The sequence below is a fragment of the Kitasatospora sp. MBT63 genome, from assembly GCF_000710465.2.
Taxonomy (GTDB): Bacteria; Actinomycetota; Actinomycetes; order Streptomycetales; family Streptomycetaceae; genus Kitasatospora.
The window spans coordinates 1-17657 of sequence record NZ_JAIZ01000012.1 but is presented as its reverse complement, the minus strand read 5'-3'; the positions used below and the strand labels follow the sequence as shown (position 1 = coordinate 17657).

17 protein-coding genes are annotated in these 17657 nt (G+C 72.3%); 13 read left to right on the top strand and 4 right to left on the bottom strand.

Going from position 1 to position 17657, the window contains the following annotated elements; genetic code table 11:
* The first annotated feature begins 309 nt into the window (after nucleotides 1–309).
* From AA75_RS00930 to AA75_RS00920, 4 genes are all read left to right on the top strand, one after another.
* Complete coding sequence (locus AA75_RS00930; protein ID WP_033817718.1) at nucleotides 310–3705, top strand: hypothetical protein; 3396 nt, start codon at nucleotides 310–312, stop codon at nucleotides 3703–3705.
* A gap of 124 nt (nucleotides 3706–3829) precedes the next feature.
* Complete coding sequence (locus AA75_RS00925) at nucleotides 3830–4285, top strand: hypothetical protein (RefSeq protein ID WP_149037870.1); 456 nt, start codon at nucleotides 3830–3832, stop codon at nucleotides 4283–4285.
* A 129-nt stretch (nucleotides 4286–4414) separates the two neighbouring features.
* Complete coding sequence (locus AA75_RS53375) at nucleotides 4415–4537, top strand: hypothetical protein (RefSeq protein ID WP_255369481.1); 123 nt, start codon at nucleotides 4415–4417, stop codon at nucleotides 4535–4537.
* A gap of 139 nt (nucleotides 4538–4676) precedes the next feature.
* Nucleotides 4677–5174, top strand: a complete 498-nt coding sequence (locus AA75_RS00920; RefSeq protein WP_033817716.1) for a hypothetical protein — start codon at nucleotides 4677–4679, stop codon at nucleotides 5172–5174.
* Between the two features lie 61 nt (nucleotides 5175–5235).
* Here AA75_RS00920 and AA75_RS00915 read toward each other — a convergent pair whose 3' ends face one another.
* The 4 genes from AA75_RS00915 to AA75_RS48895 all read right to left on the bottom strand — a co-directional run bounded on the left by AA75_RS00915 (nucleotide 5236) and on the right by AA75_RS48895 (nucleotide 11044).
* The gene (locus AA75_RS00915; RefSeq protein WP_149037869.1) at nucleotides 5236–5793 is read right to left on the bottom strand and encodes a hypothetical protein; all 558 of its coding nucleotides are present in this window, start codon (nucleotides 5791–5793) and stop codon (nucleotides 5236–5238) included.
* Nucleotides 5794–6017: 224 nt separating this feature from the next.
* Complete coding sequence (locus AA75_RS00910; RefSeq protein WP_033817714.1) at nucleotides 6018–8555, bottom strand: hypothetical protein; 2538 nt, start codon at nucleotides 8553–8555, stop codon at nucleotides 6018–6020.
* 1155 nt (nucleotides 8556–9710) lie between these two features.
* Nucleotides 9711–10499, bottom strand: coding sequence for a GntR family transcriptional regulator (locus AA75_RS00905; protein WP_033817713.1), 789 nt, complete (start codon nucleotides 10497–10499; stop codon nucleotides 9711–9713).
* Nucleotides 10496–11044, bottom strand: a complete 549-nt coding sequence (locus AA75_RS48895) for a UTRA domain-containing protein (protein WP_033817712.1) — start codon at nucleotides 11042–11044, stop codon at nucleotides 10496–10498. The genes AA75_RS00905 and AA75_RS48895 overlap by 4 nt, the downstream gene beginning before the upstream one ends.
* Nucleotides 11045–11192: 148 nt before the next feature.
* On the opposite strand from AA75_RS48895, the gene AA75_RS53370 reads away from it, so the two are divergent.
* The 9 genes from AA75_RS53370 to AA75_RS00860 all read left to right on the top strand — a co-directional run.
* On the top strand, nucleotides 11193–11528 hold the full coding sequence (locus tag AA75_RS53370; protein WP_082526144.1) for a helix-turn-helix domain-containing protein: 336 nt from the start codon (nucleotides 11193–11195) through the stop codon (nucleotides 11526–11528).
* Between the two features lie 106 nt (nucleotides 11529–11634).
* Nucleotides 11635–11832, top strand: a complete 198-nt coding sequence (locus AA75_RS46915) for a hypothetical protein (protein WP_149037867.1) — start codon at nucleotides 11635–11637, stop codon at nucleotides 11830–11832.
* An 879-nt stretch (nucleotides 11833–12711) separates the two neighbouring features.
* Nucleotides 12712–13239, top strand: a complete 528-nt coding sequence (locus AA75_RS00890; protein WP_033817710.1) for a hypothetical protein — start codon at nucleotides 12712–12714, stop codon at nucleotides 13237–13239.
* Nucleotides 13240–13382: 143 nt separating this feature from the next.
* Nucleotides 13383–13631, top strand: coding sequence for a WhiB family transcriptional regulator (locus AA75_RS00885; RefSeq protein ID WP_033817709.1), 249 nt, complete (start codon nucleotides 13383–13385; stop codon nucleotides 13629–13631).
* Nucleotides 13631–14092: a hypothetical protein gene (locus AA75_RS00880; protein ID WP_033817708.1), complete on the top strand. Its 462-nt coding sequence runs from the start codon at nucleotides 13631–13633 to the stop codon at nucleotides 14090–14092. Before AA75_RS00885 ends, AA75_RS00880 begins: the two co-directional genes overlap by 1 nt.
* Before the next feature lie 178 nt (nucleotides 14093–14270).
* Nucleotides 14271–16142, top strand: coding sequence for a hypothetical protein (locus AA75_RS00875; RefSeq protein WP_033817707.1), 1872 nt, complete (start codon nucleotides 14271–14273; stop codon nucleotides 16140–16142).
* A gap of 179 nt (nucleotides 16143–16321) precedes the next feature.
* Entirely contained in the window at nucleotides 16322–16549 is a 228-nt protein-coding gene (locus AA75_RS00870; protein WP_033817706.1) for a hypothetical protein, read from the top strand.
* A gap of 255 nt (nucleotides 16550–16804) precedes the next feature.
* Nucleotides 16805–17149 carry a hypothetical protein gene (locus AA75_RS00865; RefSeq protein WP_033817705.1) on the top strand — a complete coding sequence of 115 codons (345 nt, stop codon included), beginning with the start codon at nucleotides 16805–16807 and terminating at the stop codon, nucleotides 17147–17149.
* Between the two features lie 152 nt (nucleotides 17150–17301).
* A partial coding sequence (locus AA75_RS00860; RefSeq protein ID WP_033817704.1) for a hypothetical protein occupies nucleotides 17302–17657 on the top strand: 356 nt, incomplete at its 3' end.

Below are 17657 nucleotides of genomic sequence, written 5' to 3'. Positions count from 1 at the left end.
GCCTGACGGTGCGATTCGGTGGCTGATGCGGCATTGCTCCCCCTCGTGGTGCTGGTCGGGGCAGGATTCCACAGCCTGCCGTCAGGCCGGGAACGAATTGGGAGCACCGGCGGCCGCCGCCGCCCCGAACTGTGGCGTGGGCGCCCAGCCCGCGGCGTCGCTGACACGCGGGCCGTTCCCAGAGCCCGAGCACGCGAAGAGGAGCCTTCAGATCCTGGGTGCCCCTCTTGCCCGAGGCGGGGCCGCAGGGGCGCCGCTGCCAAACCGAGAGGTGGAGACGGAGCACCCCGCACCACTACGGTGGCGCCTGTGACCGAGGCCACCACCCACGCACCCGAGTCCACCCCGCCGGTCGAGGAGGTGCCGGACGACATCGCGCTGGCCCTGACCGCGCAAGGCCACGAAGGTGACCTCGCACTCGCGCTGTTCCGGGACGCCCGCAGGGTGCTCGGCGACACCACCCTGGAGCGCCCGGCACAGGTCGCCGCGGCATGCGTGCGGGGCGCGGTCGAGTCCCTGCTCTACCTTGCCAAGGACCCGAACGCCTTCGGCATCAAGGCGGCGGCGAAGGACGTCATCGACGCGGTCTCCGCCGGCCTGGACGCCGACACCGCATCCCGGCCCCAGCGCAAGGCCGCACTGCTCGACGCCGTCGACGTCCTCCAGAAGGAGGTGAACCGGCCCGGCGGACAGCGCCGCCGGCAGGCAATGCGGCTCACCGAACGCCTCACCGGCCAGCGGCTGGGCCCCGGCCAGGAAGAGGCCGTCGACGTGTGGGGCCAGCTCTACAACGACACCTCCGCACTCATCCACGGCCAAGGCGACGGCGCGCAGACCCAGCGGTGCGCCGACCTCTACCACCAGGCCCTCGCCGCCGTTCGCGAGGTGTTCGTGCCGCTGACCGCCCGAGCCCAGCGCGTCCTCGAACTCACCGCCCTCCCTACCCCGACCGCCGCCGACGCCGCCGAGGTCAACGGCTGGGCCGACCCGCGCGCGATGACCTACTTCTTCCAGGCGCAACCCAGCGCTGCCTGGCTCGACCTGCTCGACGAGATCTGGCTGCTGCCCGAGCCCGGTACCGGCACCTGGCCGGCCTGGCCCTTCCTGTGGCACCTCACGACCGAGGACCCCGCGGCCGCCGCCGCGTGGCTGCGCCCGCGCGCGGTCCGGGTCACCGCGTGCGGTCCCGACGCCCAGGTCCGCTGGCTGTCCCTGGCCGGACGCATCGGCGCAGCCCTGAACACCGAGACCGCCGTGCTGGTGGAAGCGCTCCTCGCACGCCCCGACACCCCGGGGCCGCTGCTGGCCGCCGCCGGGAACTGGGCGCTCGCCGTCGTCCCGGCCGACCGGGACCGGACCTGGATCCTCACCGTCGAGAAGCTGATCAAGCACGCGATCACCGGCCACCAGGACGTCCAGGACATCCACCTCTGGTCCGCCTACGACACCACCCTGCACTTCGACGACCGAGAGCAGGTCATCAAGGAGATCCACGATCTCCAACTGCCCGACCACCAGGTCGGCCGACTGCTGAAGGCCCTGACCCGCAGCGCCTACCGGTCCACCGATGAGGGACCGGCGCAGCCCCACCCGGACGTGCGGCTTCTGCGGACCGTCGCCGCGATCCTGCTTGCCCGCGAGATCGCCGCCACCGCCCCAGAGGTCCGGCCCATCCTGTTCCATCAGGCCTTCTTCGACGTCCGGCTGGACGAGCCGGCGCCCAGCCCCGGGCCGCGCCTGGTCCGGGCCCTGCTCGACCTCGCTGCAGCCGACGCGAGAGCCGGGGTCACCCTGACCGAGCGCACCAAGATGTGGGCCGCCAAGCTCGCCTCTGCGGACCCTGCCCTCCAAGACCGGATCCTGGCCGCTCACCTGGTCGAGTGCCGAACCCCGGACGAGCAGCACCCGGCCACGGACGGCAACTGGTGGCAGGCCGCGCTCGACCTCGTCCCCCGCGCGATCACCGAGCGGCCGCCGGCGGAGAACGCTCAGCTGGTCGACCTCACCCTGCGCACCTGCCCCGCCCAGCACGTCCAGGGCCTGCACGAGAGCGTGGCCGCCGCGCTCGGCACCGCCCCCACCAGCGCGGAGCTCGCCCGCGGACGCGCAGCACTGGAGGCCGGCGAGCGGCCCCCGGCCGACTGGCTCACCGTCTGGGACTGGTCCCCCGTCCTGCCGGCCCAGACCCTGGCACCCTGGTCGGACGTCCTCGCCATCCTGCGGACCATCGCCCCGGCCGGGCCCCGCGATCCTCGCCAGGCCGAGGACTTCGTCACCATCAGCGCAGTGCCGCAACCCGACCTCACCGTCGACGTCCTCGCCGCCACCGCGTCCGCCGCCGGGCCCCTCGCCGCCGCCCGGCAGATCACCGCCGCCGCCGACGCGGACGGCCAGCCCTACCTCCTGACGCTGCGCCAGCTCGTCGAGGCCGACCCGGCGGCCTGGACGACCGACCCGGCGGCCGTCACCCAGGCGCTCGGCAACCCCGCACTCACCACCGTCTACCTGTCGGCCGCGGCCGACACCCACCGTGCCCCAGGCGTCCTCACCGACGGCGCCGCAGCGAGCGCCGCCGCAGCCGCGCTCACCACGCTCCAGGCACTGGCCGCCACGAATGCCGAAGCCGGGCCGCGGCGAAACGCCGAACACACCCTGATCGACCTCCTCAACATCGCCTGGGAGCGCGGGCACACCGACGACGACGAGCTCACTCCCGCCCTCGCCCACCTGCGCGAACGCACCGACGCCCTCACCCACCCCGCAGCCGCCGGCACAAGCCAGGACACCCCGGCCGCCATCGATTTGGTCAGCCGGGCGCTCAACTGCCTCCTCAACCACGCCAGCAGCCACCACGCCGACACCGGCACCCTCCCCAACGGCCTCCTGGAACAGCTCCACGACGTCCTCACCGCGACGGGAACCGACGAGCGAACCGCCCACGCCTTCGCCCCTCACCTCCCCTTCCTCCACAGCGCAGCCACCCAGTGGGTCCGCGACCACGCCGACACCCTGCTGACCCTGCCCGAAGGCCAAGCCAGTCCCGCCGCGGCCTGGCTCCACTGGGGCCCGGCCCACCCGCCGCTGCTCGCAGACCTCAACCGGCCCCAACTCCTGCAGCACCTGCGAGCCACCGGCGGCTCCAGCCTCACCCACACCGCGCTCACCCTCCTCGACGACCCCGCCCGACTCGGTGACACGAGCGCCCTCCTCACCGACCTCGCCGGCCACCCCGGTGGTCCCGCCGCCGTCGCCCTTCTCCTCGAGCGCACGGCCTTCCAACAGCAGCGCGCCACCGCACCCGCCGACTGGTCCGGCCGGGCCCTCGGCCTCTGGCGCCAAGCCCTCGCCGCCGACCTGCCCGCCGGCAGCCTCTCCGGCGCCGGAGCCTTCGCGACCGACACCGCACTCGACAACACCGTCTGGCTACCGCTCACCCTCGAAACCGCCCAGCACAGTCCTCAGCTGCGCCATCCGGTGGAGGTCGCCGAACGGGCCGCCCGTCTCTCGCACGACCCAGCAGCCCCCGCCCTGCTGGCCCTCCTCGTGGCCCACCCCACCGACCCCTCCGACGACCGCGACGTCCGCGGCCACGCCCGTGCCGCTCTCGCAGCCGCTGCCGCGAGCCCCGGCCAGCACCCGGAAGTCACCGAGCTGCGAGAGGCGCTCGTCAACGCCGGCGACATCACCGCCGACCTCATCCGATGACCGGCAGCCCACCGGACGCCCGCCACCAGAGCTGCTGCCGACACGCCGCTCCGCTCGCCGCTCCCCGGCCCGGGTTGCACGCCTGTGGGACGGGCTGTCGGACGGACCTGCCAGTATGGGCTCCATGCCGAAACCTCCCAGCTGGTACTACGACGGCCGCCTCGTTCTGGAGCGGCAGCGGCTCGCGCAGGCGAACGCCGTCGTCACCCGGGCCACCGACGAGATCCCGCTCGGCGACCCGGCCACTGACCAGCTCCACACCGCTCGGTACGCCGCGTGGCTGGCCGAACTGCAGCTTGCCCAGCGGGTCATGGAGTTCCACGGGACCGGCGGCACCGGCGGCGAAGGCGGCTTCCGGCCGGGTGACCTGGTGCTCGACGGTGAGGGCGGACTCTACGTCCGTGCCAGCGCCGAGGACGAGGAGCGCGGCTGGCCCTGGGCGTACGCCTCCGACTCCGGCGTGCCGCTGGAGTCGGAGCAGCCGAACGAGGGCACCCTCGGCGAAGACCACCCGAAACGGCCCCTCACCCTGCTGGTGCGCAGCGGCCGTCCGGTCGGCGGCGTCCCCATGTGCCAGTAGGCCGGGCCGAGAGCAGGTCGGCTCTGGGCGGCGAGCCAGTCGTCGACGGGGAGCCCAGAGGGCGGAGGGGACAGCGAAGTAGTGATGCAGGGCGCTGCGCCGGGGGCCGGGGGACGCCGGCAGGCGGACATGGGTGATGAGGGCGTAGTCGGCGCCGGGCGAGACATGCTCTTCGAGGAGGGCGCACTCGCCGGCGTCGGCGACGTCGACCTGGTCCGCACGGTGTCCGGCGGGCCGAGGACACCGCAGTGAGAGAGCAACTCGGGTGTTCTGCGGCCCAGGTAGCCTTGCGTCTGCTTCGCTGACCGCCCCGCACCAAGGGGCGAAGCCCCGCGGCTCGGCCCTGAGCTGCGGGACCAGCGGGTCAGGTCCGACGGGGGAGGAGCCAGCGGTGGACGGTCAAGAGGTCAGGCTCGGCTTTGACATGGGAGGGGAAGGCTGGGACACCGTCAAGCCGTTCGTCACAGACCGAGAGTGGGCGATGATCCAGACCCGGATCTACCGGGCGATCTTCGAGCAGCCACTCCTTCCCATCGGCATCGGCCCCGCCGAGCAGCTGAGCACCTACGCACTCCTCGGTCTTGAGCTGAACCTTCTCGGTGGCAACGCTTTCACCATGGATGTTGGCCTGGCGGCCTGGTTCGTGCCGACCGGATGGCGCACGGTACGCGTCGACGACCCGGCCTACGGGTTCCAGATCCTCGACGAGAGCGGTGCCGCGCTGGTTCAAGGTGCCGTCGATGTTCAACCACGAACCAGGACTGTGGCCATGGCCCTGACGGACGATGGGTGGCGAGTCGCCCGAGAGCGGTGGGCCGCGTTGCCGTGGTGGGGACGGTGGAAGCTGAAGCGACAGCTTGGGAGTCCGTGGAGCGACGGGACACGGTGACCTGACCGTCGACGGTGCTCCTGGAAGGCCGTGAGGACGGCAACCGGGCAACGACGTCCGATCAGATGCGGATGGTGATGTGGACCTTGCTGGCCGGCGGAGCGTCGGGGTGGCAATAGGCCCAGTCGGTACCACCGGGAGCAGCGACGAGGTACGACTGCCGCAGGTCGCCGCAGATCCACACCGTGCCGACGCCGTCGGTCATAGCTTTGTAGAGCTTGGTGGGAAGGCGGGTCTTGCCCGACCGCACCACAGCCCCGTTGCGGGCGAGGAGGTGTAAGCGGACCGCGGTGGTGCCGGTCCGCTTACGGCCGGGCAGTGCCTGGGCCTCCGCCCGGGTGAGCGCCTGCACGCGGCACGGCCAGACCTGCCAGGGATGGCCGGCGAGGATGCTCCGCTCGCCACGGGCGAGGATGCGCTGCTGGCCGATCCCGACGACGACGATCACCAGGAGAGCGAAGGCGAGGAGAGCCGGGAAGACGAGCAGGTCGACCCACTGCCCGATGACAACGAGCAGCCCGGTCACCCCGGCCAGCGCGACGACCACGTGGAGCTGGCGTCGGTCGAAGGCTTCCTCGAACCGGCGCTTGAACGCCTCCGCCGTTGCAGGGACGTCCAAGGCGACACCGTCGACGACATGGTGGCCCAAGCGTTCCGCTTCCACTGGCGATCCTCTCCCCCGGCCGGCTCCACTCCGCCGCGGGGGACAGTCTTCCAGCCCCAACAGGCGGGCAGAGGCGGTTCTTCGAGGTCGACCAGTTCGTCTCCGAGAAGAGGCCGCCCACTCAGGCCTGCGCACGGCAGGCGTCTGCCCCGAACCGCGGGGCCGCCTGGACGGCACGCTCACCCCCCGGATTCGGCAGCGGCCAGGGCCTCACCAACCGCCCGACGGCTCAGTGCCGCAGGCTGCACCGGGCGTCCGTGCTCGCGCAGCTTCGCGACCCTTTCCAGCCGCCGGTCCAGGAGGAACTCGGCGGTGCGGCGGATCGCGGCCCTCCCCTGCACCACGGCCTCGCGCTTGGCGGCGGCGCGGCTGTCGTACCGGTGGGCCGTGCGCATCACGGCGTCGTACGCCAGCTGCCCTTCCTCCGTCGCCTGGGGGTTGCGGGCCAGCTCGCGCAGGGCCCACGTCCGGGCGGTGCCCGCGCAGTTCTGGGCCGTCACCATGTCGCTCAGGGCCAGCGCCGCAGTGCTTGCATCCGCACCGAGCCCGTTGGTCGCCCGCTCCCGCCGGATCGCCGAATCCAGGTTCTTCCGGGCCCGGGCGATCACCTCCCGCACGCTCGCCCTGTCGGACAGGTCCGCACCGCCGGCCAGCTCCAGGTCGACCGCCTCGGCCAGCGCCGCCCGAGCGGCGAGCTGAGCTGAGCAGCCGGTGCACAGCCCGGCCGACTGCTGCGCGCCGCACCGCGAGCACGGCATGGCCTGCCGCTCCAGCTCCGCCGCCAGCCGCTGCGCCGCCCGCTGGGCCTGACGCTCCTCGGAGCGCTTCCGGTCTGCTTCGGCCCGCTCCAGAGCCGCAGCCAGGTCGGCCGCCCGCAGCTCGGCGTGCCGGCGCAGATGCGCGTCGATCGCGGGCCCGCGGTCCTCGAAGGTGGCGTCGGGAGTGGACGCGACGACCTGGGCGATCAGGGCGCGGCGGAGCGAGCGCCGGTCGGCCAGGCGGCCGTCGCAGCTCGCGCAGTCGGCTCCCCAGGTCAAGTCGATGCCGTCGTCGCAGCTCGCGGAGCCGCAGATCTGGCGCTGTGTCAGGCCCTTGCGAATCAGCCAGCCGAACGGGTTGGTGACCATCGCGGGACCACCCTGCTGGTGGAGCCGGTCCTTGAGCCGGTCGGCCAGCAGGTCGACGGCCAGGCTGGAGCCGGACCACAGGGCGATCCGTCCGAGGGCCTTCCGCGCTTCGACCACCACCTGGTCGCGCAGATACGACCGGTCGAGCCGTTCCCAGACCGGAAGAACCGGCAGGAGGGCCTGCGCAAGGTCCGCAGGAGGAGCCACCGGCGAGACCGACTGCAGGTGCCGGCCCCGCCGTCCCCGGCCAGGGGTCCGCTTGCGCTGCTGAAGGCCGGTCGAGTCGAGATTCGGCTGTTCCCCGCGAAGCGGGTGGCCGGAACTCTCCACGACGGCCAGCTGCGGCGCGGCGTCACGGGACTCGCCCTCGCGCGCACCCGCGCGCTCCGGCCGGACATCCTCAGCCCCAACGGCGCACGCGCCGGAAAAGCCATCTACAGCGCGAGCAAGACCACCCACCTCAACCACCGGAGAGTGCAAGGCGTGAAGGGGGGTAACAGCCGCGAGGTCTCCAACAGCAGGCTTCTCGTACGCTGGTGCGCCGCTGACCTGGGCGTTCTCCCGGACAGCAGCGGCGAACTCGGGTGGGGTAGCAGCGGCGGGGCTGCCGGCGAAGCCGAGGTCGGTGTCGAACCCGTCCTCCAGGGCCGGATCGGCGACCGGCGGCTCCTCGAGCACGGGCTCGCCGCAGAACTCCCACCAGCGATCCGCAGACGGCCACTCTCGGGCCACTGGCGGCTGCGCGGCCTTCGTGCAGGACGACGCCTCCGTCTGGGCGGCGGCGGGCTTTAGGACGGACCGCAGGGCCAGCAGCGCCGGGCCCGCCGACGAGGTGGCGTTGTCGGCCTGGTGCGCGGCGGCCACGGCCGGGATCACGATCCGCGCACGCGAGCGCAGCCCGGACGCGCCACGGAGCGGACGGGTCAGCACACAGGCTTCCTCCAGGCGGACCAGGACGTGCGCTGCGCCAGCCGGAGAGCAGCCCAGCATCCGCGAAAGCGTCACCGCCGGTCGTCCGACGTGGCTGTCCACCCGGCCGCCGCACAACCGGACCCGGCCCCGGGCTGACGCCGAGAGCACCAGCAGCAGCAGAGCGAGCCGATCGGTGCTGGCTCCGCGACCGGTGCGTGAGGCCAGCAGACCCACCACCGGATCGCGGCCGTCCCGGAAGGCCCACCCCGGTGCGAAGAGGTGCTCGACCAGGCGGAAGAGGACCGCGAGTTCCCGCTGGCTCAGGGCCAGCGGATCCCGCTTCCCCGTCTCCGGGCAGCGCCCGGCCGGGCCCACGGTGGACGACATCGCGGTCCACAGCGGCAGGACCTTCAGCCGCAGGGAGTCCTCAGCTCCGTCGGAAGCGCCGGGGACGCTCGCCACCACCGGCTGGACGTCACCGGGCAGGCCGGCGCCCCGCAGTGCCCGCAGCACGTGCTTCATGTTGTCGCGGCCCGTGCCGCACCAGCGGCCCAGCTCCGCCTTGCGGATCTCCACCACGCCGGTCGTGACCGGGGTGCGGGCCATCAGCACCACCGCGGCCAGCCGGACCGAGTCGTTCTGCTCCTTCAGACCGGGAGATGCCAGCAGCGCTCGCACTGCCGCGCTCAACCGGGACCGCATCACCGGCGACAGCACGAGCGGGTGCGGGGCGGGTGCCTCGGGGCCTTGGCCAGGGACCAGCTGCAGAGCCGGACCGGCCGATCGCTGTGGGGGAACCTGAGCCGGCGGTCCGTCGTACGCGCGTGCTGGTGTGCTCACCGCCCACGCCCTTGTCCGGCTGACCGGGCAGCACCGGACGGCGCCATCGCACGAGGGTGCATGGGCGCGAGGAGGGAGTCCGAAAAGCAACGGCTCCACGGACTTTTGGGCATGCCGAAGTGGCAAACGGCAGCCGTTTGCTGCATGATGGCCTCGTTCATCGCCTCTTGGCGAGAGCACGCAAAAGGCCCTCACCGGGCTGACGCGGTTCCTGGGAAGAAACCGAATAAGAGTGCGAGAGGCGACGGGCCCCTGCCAGGGCGGTCCCTCACGTGGACGATCTGGGCGCGAGCCGGCTGACAACCGGATTGCTCCCGGGCGGCGCTGCGCGAAGTCCTCCCCGGCAAGGGAGGAGCAGCGAGCTGGGCGCCGCCCCTAGAGGGGCTAGGTCATCCACACCCCCGCACCGGGCCGGCTGCGCTCGGCAGCTACAGCGAAACCCACGCTTCTGGCGACTCGGAGCGCGAGCTGTTCCACGCGGATACGTCCCGATCGGGCGTCACGCGCAGTGGTGAACCCCACAGGCCGCGGGGCGGCGTTCAGCGGGGAAGTCATGGGGACAGGTTGGACCGGGCTGGCCGGGCGCGGCGTTCCGCTGCGCGACATCGGCCGGGTGCTGTTGCACCCCGAGACCACAATCCAGGTACGCTGATTCACAGCGCTACACCATCCTCTAGTAGGTGTTCCGCGACGAGTCACCCGGAGCCGTCTGATACACGGCCCCCGACTCTGGCCCCCGGCCGCCGATCGTGCGGGACTTCCAACCCCGCCGGCGGCCCAAGGGGGCCTATTCTTTTTGTCCGACTTGTCCAGCTGACCGGGGCTTCCAACTCCCAGTCAGCCACGACGGCCGGATCCTGATCCTAAACCCATCACACACGGCAATCGCCATGCGTTTGCTTGGCCTCTCGCGCGTGTGTCGCCGCGCCACCGCTGGCGTGATCATGCCTGGCTGACGGTACATCCATTCGCAAAAAGCAGCAAGGCGACCCTCTAGAACGTGTACTGGAGCTCGTAGAGGTGGCCCGCCTTCGCCATGACAGTGACCTCGATGACCACGTCCTTGGTGCTGCGCACGACCCGGAAGGTTCGCAACACGGGGATCAGCTCTCCCGGCAGATGCAGGGCAACGAACTGCTCCTGGGTCGGGATGCATGCAGAGATTCGATCGACGGTCCCTTCCGGCGCCGGCGTATGGCCCATCGCCGCGAGAAGCGCCGGTGTGCCGCCCCGGATCTTCCGGGGCTCCAGGAGAGGAGTTCCCTCCGCGATCGCCAGCGGGTAGTGGGAGTGCACCAGCTCGGCCGGCTGATCATCAAGGCGCAGCAGCTGGGTCCGGCGGGCAACCGGCTCCCCGGCCTCGATGCCGAAGGCGGCCGCGACCTCCCGCGGAGCCGCCACCTTCCCGACGGATAGCAGCTCGATCGTGGCCGCTTCGCCCTGACTCTCCGCCTCCGAGATCCAGCGGTACGTCTCGCCCGGTGCCGCCGGGGCTGAGTAGGCGGCGGGGACCACGATCCGTCGCGGTCTGTAGGTCACCGTGGTTTTGGCCCCTGCGCGCGACGTCACGAGGTGCTCGTCCTTCAGCAGGTTCACGGCCTTCTGGACCGACGCATTCGACGCGCCGAAGCGGTCGATGAGAAGAGCCGTGGAGGGCAGCCGCGCCTCCCGCGGCAGTTCGCCCGAGAGGATCTCGTCGCGAAGGTCGGCCGCGATGCGCTGGTGAACAGCGCGCGGGTCCTCCCGATCCGCCTTCCTCGGCCGGCCCTGATCGGTTGTCACAATGCCTCCCCGGTGGTGTACATCTCGTAGCGGAAGCGCTGGTGGAGGGCAGAGGCGACCACCACGTCCACCTGGATCGGGCGGCCGTCCGCCGTTGCGCAGGTCCTGTGCATCACGAGCACCCACACGTCGGCCGGCAGGTGCAGCCGGTCGACCTCGGACTGGATGGCCGGCCTCGCCTCGATCTCCTCGGCGACGCAAGGCATCTCGATCCCGGCCTCGCGGAGCAGCTTCTCTGGGCCGCCCTTGATCTTGGCGGCCCGAATCAGCGCCGTTCCGTCGGCCACGTCGAACTGGAAGAACGAGTCGGTGAGCTCCACGGTCACGCCGTCGAGGTCCACCGCGCGGCGCCGGACACCAACTGGCGAACCGGTCGGCACGCCGAGGAGGTACGCGACCCTGTCGGGCGCTTCGACCACCCCGGCCCCCACGATCCGGTGGGTCCCCCGGCGGCCGGCCTCGGCCGCCTCCTCCACCCACGCTTCACCAGGGGCTTCAACGCCCACGTACCGCGATGAGCTGCTTGTCCACCCAGCTCCGCCCATGCCTCTCCCCCACTCTCCTAGCCGTCTCACCTTGCTGGTTTCCAGATTAAGCCCAGGTAGGCGCACGGAGACCCAATGAGAAGCTTGCTGCTTTTCGCAAAAAGCAATACGGTTTGAGTGTTGGGAATCCACGCAGGGGAGAAAGCACATGGATGCCGCCCGTTCGGCGCCTGGGCGTTCGCCTGCGAGGAGTGTTGCGGTCAGCTCCGGAGCTCGCTTCGGTCTGGCCGGCCACCGAGGGCGAGCACGCCGGTCCGCGGTCCGCCAGCACGCGGCGCCGCAACCGGATGTGTCCGTCCAGGAGGCTGCGACGCTCCTCGGGGTGCACGCCTGCACGATCTACCGCTACATCAAGGCCGGACTGCTGGCGCACAAACGCCTGGGGTCGGAGCCGCCGCAGGAGGGCGGGACGGGCCGGCGCGGCGGGGGGATTCGTATCCCGGTCTGGTCGATCGACGAGATGCGAAAGGTCAGGCAGCAGTAGGCCGACGGCCTGGAGCGCGGCAGTAGTTGAAAAGCAAGAGACCTCGGCTCCGCCTGAGCAGCTGTCACCGAGGTCTCCAGGAATCAACTCGCGAGGAGAGATCCACATGGACATCATGCACCAGTCGCCGCCTGCAGAATCACGAGGAGTGCACCCCGCGCCCGCCCCGGTCATCCTCGACCCGCGCAGCGCCGACTTCGGTCAGCTCGCGTACACCCCGGGCCCCTACAACCAGCCCGGCGCCGAGCAGTACACCATGCGCAACTGCGGCGGCCCGTACACGGTCGAGGGCGGGGGTGCCTGATGACGCTCCAGCCCGAGTTCCGCAGCTACATCGGAGGCCGCGGCCCGGAGGACTCCGGCTCGTCGGAGGGTTCGTCCGCCGAGCCGGAGGGGGGCGACCAGTAGTGGAAGCCCAGCAGGAGCAGCAGGCCCGGCAGGCCGACCTCTTCCTGGCCTGGTCGAAGGCTCCGACGCAGCCGGAGCCCGTGCCGGAGCCCGCACCGCAGAGCAGCGGCGCGCAGTAGGCGCAGCGCGCCTCGTAGATCACCACCCGCAGTACGCCGTCCCGGCGTGCGCTCTCGGAACCGCTCTGTCATGGCCATGCCAGAAGAGCGGCGCCGGGAGTGTGCGACGGGCCCGTCAGGGCCTCAGCACTCTGCACCACCACGACGCGCCCGGAAGGGCGGCCCGAGGGGGCCGTTCCATGGAAGTGCCCGCCTACTTCTCAACTCAACAGTGTGGCAGAAGAGTTAGACCCCGCAGCCGCGAGCGTGACGCCGCTGCGAGGTGATCAACAAGCCGTCGATCGATGCACGAACCTTGGCCGCGGGGCCCGCCTCCCCGCTCACCATCCAGGCGAGATCGTCCCGGCCTCGGCCGGGCGGTAAGCGGCCGTCACGCCTCCCTGACACAGGGGCGCGGCCGTCACGCACTCCAAGTTCCACCCGAAGTACCTGTTCGACTCGGCCGCCGCCTCCCGCACGGGAGACGGCGGCCGAGTCGCAGTTCGCTCCGGAGCTGCCCAGGACCCGCAGCCGAGAACGGCGTCAACCGCCCTTCTCCGTACGGCTTCTGGGGGGTTCCGGATCACCCGGCCTCCGCAGGCGCAGTGCTTGCGACCGACACCCGGCGCCGGCCCGGCTACCCACCGCGGGGCCGGGCAGGCCCGAACGGAGTCAGTATGGACGGCTTCTCCCCGGCACCGCAGGTGCCGTGCTTCTTCCGCGGCGGCCTGACCGGCTCGCTGCGTGCCGTGAAGGGTGGCATCGCCCTTCTCGCGCTCGGCGCCTCCGGGGCCACCGGCCTGCTGGACGCCCTCCACCTCCACGTCCTGGCCAACAGGGCGGACCGGCTGCAGTTCTGGCTGGCCGTCCGCGCCGGGCGATGGGCCTACCGGGCCTCCTGCATGGCCGGCACCGTCACGGTGAAGGCGCCCGGGCCCGACAGCGTCTACCTGCCCGACCCCCACCCGGCGGAGCTCGTGGACGGCACCGCCCCGGCGCCGTTGTCGCCGCTCGACCGGGCCCGCGCTGATCACCTGGCGGGTCTGTGCTGCCCGGCCGACGTCCCGATCGAGGGATGCCCGCCGGTGCAGGACGCGGTGCTGGCCGCCGACCCCACCCTTCTCGATCTGCTCGAGGCGGATCTGATGCGCCGGTTCGCCGCGCTCGACGACCTTGCGGTCCGCGAGGACGACGGTCCGCGGTGAGCGACGAGCGGTCCACCCACCAGGCCCAGCGCCTCAAGCCCTGCCCGGGCCGCTGCGCGCCCGGAACCTGACCACGGCTTCACCCGAGTCACCGCCGCCCGGCAACCGGGCCGGCCCACCGTTCCAAGAAAGGAGAGACGACGATGCACTGGATTCACCGCGCTGTCTGCCGCGAAGAGGACCCCGAGCTGTTCTTCCCGATCGGCAACACCGGCCCGGCCCTGCTCCAGATCGAGGAAGCCCGATCCGTCTGCAGGCGTTGCCCCGTGATGGAGCAGTGCCTGCAGAGGGCGCTGGAGACCAACCAGGACGCCGGCGTCTGGGGCGGCATGAGCGAGGACGAGCGTCGTGCGATGAAGCGCCGCGCCGCCCGGAACCGGGCCCGGACCTGATGCCCCCGTTCGCCACCTTCCGCGCCGAGCGTCTGGCCGACGCCGCGCAGGCCGCCGCCCAGCACTTCGAGCGGCACCCGCCGGACCCCGCGCTGCTCCGCCGTGCGCTGGAGCGGCCGGGACTTCGGGCACAGGTCCTGGCGGCAACGCTGAGGTTCCTCAGCGCGATCACCGACCTGGACGCCAACGAGTCCGTGGTCTCCGTGCACGGCCAGCTGCGATCGGTGTTCGTCCAGCTGGGCAGGCTGGCCCGGCTTTTGCGTCTCCAGGCGTTCCTGAGTGCCGGCCGTGCCCGGCCGGGAGCGGCCACCAGCGCCGAGATGTCCAGGTTCACCAACCGCCTCGACGACCTGGCCTACCTCCTGCTCACCGACCGCCGGGCCGAGGGCTGTGCAGGCTCCGCGCGGCTCGGCCTCGGCCTGGTCCACCACATCCTGACCGGCAGTCACCTCCCGGTCTGAGTCCGCCTGCATCTCGGCGGCGTCCTCGGCGACGGTCTCACCGCGCCTGCTCCGACCCGCCCAGCCGAACCCGGTGGGCGCTTCCCCCTCCCCGCTGGACAGCCGGCCGATTCGAGTCACACCGAGTCGGCCGCGTCCCGTACTTCCCGCCCACCGGGCCCGACCAGGAGACCCAGAAATGTCCACCCCTCTCTCCCTACTGCCGTCCCCCCACTGGCTGGCCTCGCACACCGATCTGCTCGCCGGGGTCCTGGTGGCCGTCGCCACCGCGCTGCTCATCCTGCACCGCTGGCGCAAGGCGGAGCGGACCTACGAGGACGAGCTGACCATGTCCGACGAGCAGATCGCCGAGCGCAACCTGCGCGCGGACGCGCGCGGCCGGCGCTCCGACGACCTGTGGACCGTCGCCGTCGCCTCGGCCGCGGCTGGACTGTCCTCGAACGGGCTGCGGAAGATGGGCCGCGACCTGATCGGGCTGTCCTCCCCGTTCGACTGGCTGCCCTTCGTGGCCCTGGACGTCGCCGCCTACATCTGCGGCGCCCGTGCTCGGCGCCGCTCCCGCGCCGGTCAGCCGCCCGGCATCAGCGGTGCGCTGGTATGGGTGTTCGCCCTCATCTCCTCCGCCTTCTCGGCCTCCGAGGGCGCGACCCTCGGAGAGGCCGTGGCCCGCGCGCCGTGGCCAATCATCGCGGCGCTGCTCTTCGAGCTGGGCAGCCTGGAGGAGCGCACCGCCGCCCGCGAGCTCGCCCGCCGGGCCGGCGACTGGCTGGACCGCCGCATCCGCATGGTGCGGATGCTCCACCCCATCGAGGGCATCAAGGTGGCGCTCGCCCTGGCCGCCGACGAACACCTCTCCCAGGCCGACGCCACCCGCCGGGTCCGTATCCAGACCGCCGCCACCCGGTTGTACAGGGTGCGGCTTATGGACGAGCAGTCCAAGGACAAGGAACCGGGGCCGCAGCGCGGGTCCGCAGCCCGAGGGCGGACCCGCGCGGTCCGTCGCGCGCAAGCTGCCCAGGCCCGAGTCGCGCTTGTTGACCAGACCCACATCCTGGCCGACCTCGAGCGCCTGGTCCGCACCCCCGACACCGCCGGGGTCGACTTCCGCAAGCGTGCGGCGGTGGAGACCGTACTCCGGTCGTTCGTCGGCGAGGGTCCGGGTACGGCCGAGCCGGGTACGGGTGCCCACCCGGGTACACCCCCGGTGCAGGACTCGACCGCAGGTACCCGCGGGGCCGTACCCGAGTACAAGCCGTACCCGGCCGTACCCGCCTCGTACCTGGCGGCGGGACAGCCGGGTACGGGTACGCCGCTGCCGACGAACCCGGGTACGGAGGGTCGTACCCGGCCGGCCGAAGAGCCGTACTCGGGTACGGCGGAGCCCGGCACGGGCGCGTACCCGAGTACGGCGCAGCCGGGTACAGCTGCGTACCCGGGTACGGCCCAGCCAGGTACGAGCGTGTACCCGACCCCCGCAGTGCCGGGTACGGGTACGCCCGCTGACGGTGTACCCGGGATGAATTCGCAGGTCACGGCCGGTGCACCCGGCCAGGACGCGGGTACGCCCGCCGCCGAGCCGGGTACGGGCGCGCCCCGGCCGGGTGCGCCCGTACCCGCCGAGGAGGTCGAGCACGAGTACGTGCCCGGCCCCGACAGCGTGTACGAGCCGGACCGCCACGCATGCGTCGATCACCCGGGTACGCCCGCCCCGACGGCTCAGCCGACGGGTACGGCGGCGGAGGGCGAGGACAGCGGGGACGAGTCCGAGGAGGACGGCGAGGACGACCTCAGCCGCGCCCGGAAGCTGGTGCCGTACCTGGACGCCGATGGGCAGCTGCCGCTGAGCATCCGGGAGGTGAAGAAGCTTCTGGGCGTCGGCCAGATCAAGGCGAAGGCCGCGATGGAGGTGGCCCCCACCCTGGCCGCCGAGACCGAGGCGGAGAGCACGCCGGCGCAGGACTCGGCGTCCGCCGTACCTGCGGCGGGCAACCGGCTCCCTGCTCAGCCCAAGAAGAGGGAGTACGCGGGTGCCGCGGCTGCCGCGGCTTGACTGCTCCGGCCCTGGGCGTCGGGACTTCCGCGACGCCGCTCCCGGTACCTCGCCCTTCTGGGCCGCCGCCCCCGTGCTCCGGCCGGCGGCGGTCCGGAAGGGCAGCTCCAGGCCGGCACGGCCTTCCTGCTGGCCGCTCGACCTCCAGATTTGATGACTGAGAGTTAGGAAATGCCGCGATGACCCTGAGCCAAGTTCTGGTCTCGGCTGCGCTCGCCGGCGGCTCCACCCTGCTGGGACTGGTGGTGATCCGGCCGATATCGGACTGGATCCGCGCCCGCCAGGAGGCCGACGACGAGGCGCAGACGCTCCTGGAAACGCCTTCCGACGCGGCCCTCCCGACGGCCGCCGAACCGCCCCGGCCGCAGCCCCGAACCGACACGAAGCACCCGGCCCGAGCTGCCTGACGGGCCCATCCCGTGGTGGCCGGCCACTTCTGGCCGACCACTGCGGAAGTCGCCCGCCGGGCCCGCACACCTGTCGCGGTAGCCCGCCCCCTAGCCGATCTACCTGCACGAATACCGATTCTCGCGGTGCCCTACCGCCCCTGCGGACGATGCCCGGCCCCGGATGGGGGAGCGGGGCATCCGCCGGCCGCGCGCGGGGCCCGCCGCCTCTCCGTCCCACCACTCGACCCGCCATCCGCCGACCGGAGCTTCGCCATGCCCGCGCACGAGATCCGCATCAGCCGCACCGACAACGGCGACGTCCGCATCGGTCCCGTCGACGAGCGCCAACAGGCCGTCGCCATCGCCGTGGGTCCGCAGTCGCGCCGGCTGCCGGTGCCCGTCGCGGCCGGCCCGAAGGGCGAGGACGGTCCCGCGGGGCAGACCACCCGGCTCACCGAGCGGCTGCGCATCGCCGCGGTCGCCGCCGCCGAGCTGACCGGCGTCGCCGGCCGGCTGCGCACCGACCCCCTCGTCCTCTGCTTCGGCCTCGGCTTCGGTCTTGGCCTGCTGCTCGCACTGGGTGGCCTGGTCGCCACGGCCCTGTCCCGCCTGCACTGACCACGCCCCGTCCGCCCCGACCCGAAAGGCCACGCCATGTTCACAGAGGTCTTCCGCTACCTCGCCTCCGCCCTGTTCCTCACGGCCGCCGCCATCTACGGGGTGCTGCTCAGCGCGCTGATCGTCCATGTCCTCGGCGGGAGCGTGGCGCGATGACCGAGCAGACCCTCGCACCGAGTGCCTCCGACGGAGGAGACGGCACGCCCCCCGAAACCCGCGTGATCGTCCCGACGCATGTCGTGCCCGCCGCCGACCAGCCCCTGCGGCCCGACTTCCCGCCCTTCAGCCCGCAGGACCGCGCCGGCCTCGCCAAGATCACCGATGCCCCCGCCGCGCCCCGGCCGGCGGCCCCCGAGCAGCCGCACAACCCCAACCCGCAGTGGTGGCGAGACCTCACGGCGAAGGTCATGGGCACCGAGGAGGTCAACGAGCTGCCGGCGGGCGGGGCGCAACCGGTCACCGCCACCGTCACGGTGAAAACGACCATTCCCCAGCGCCCCGCCCACCC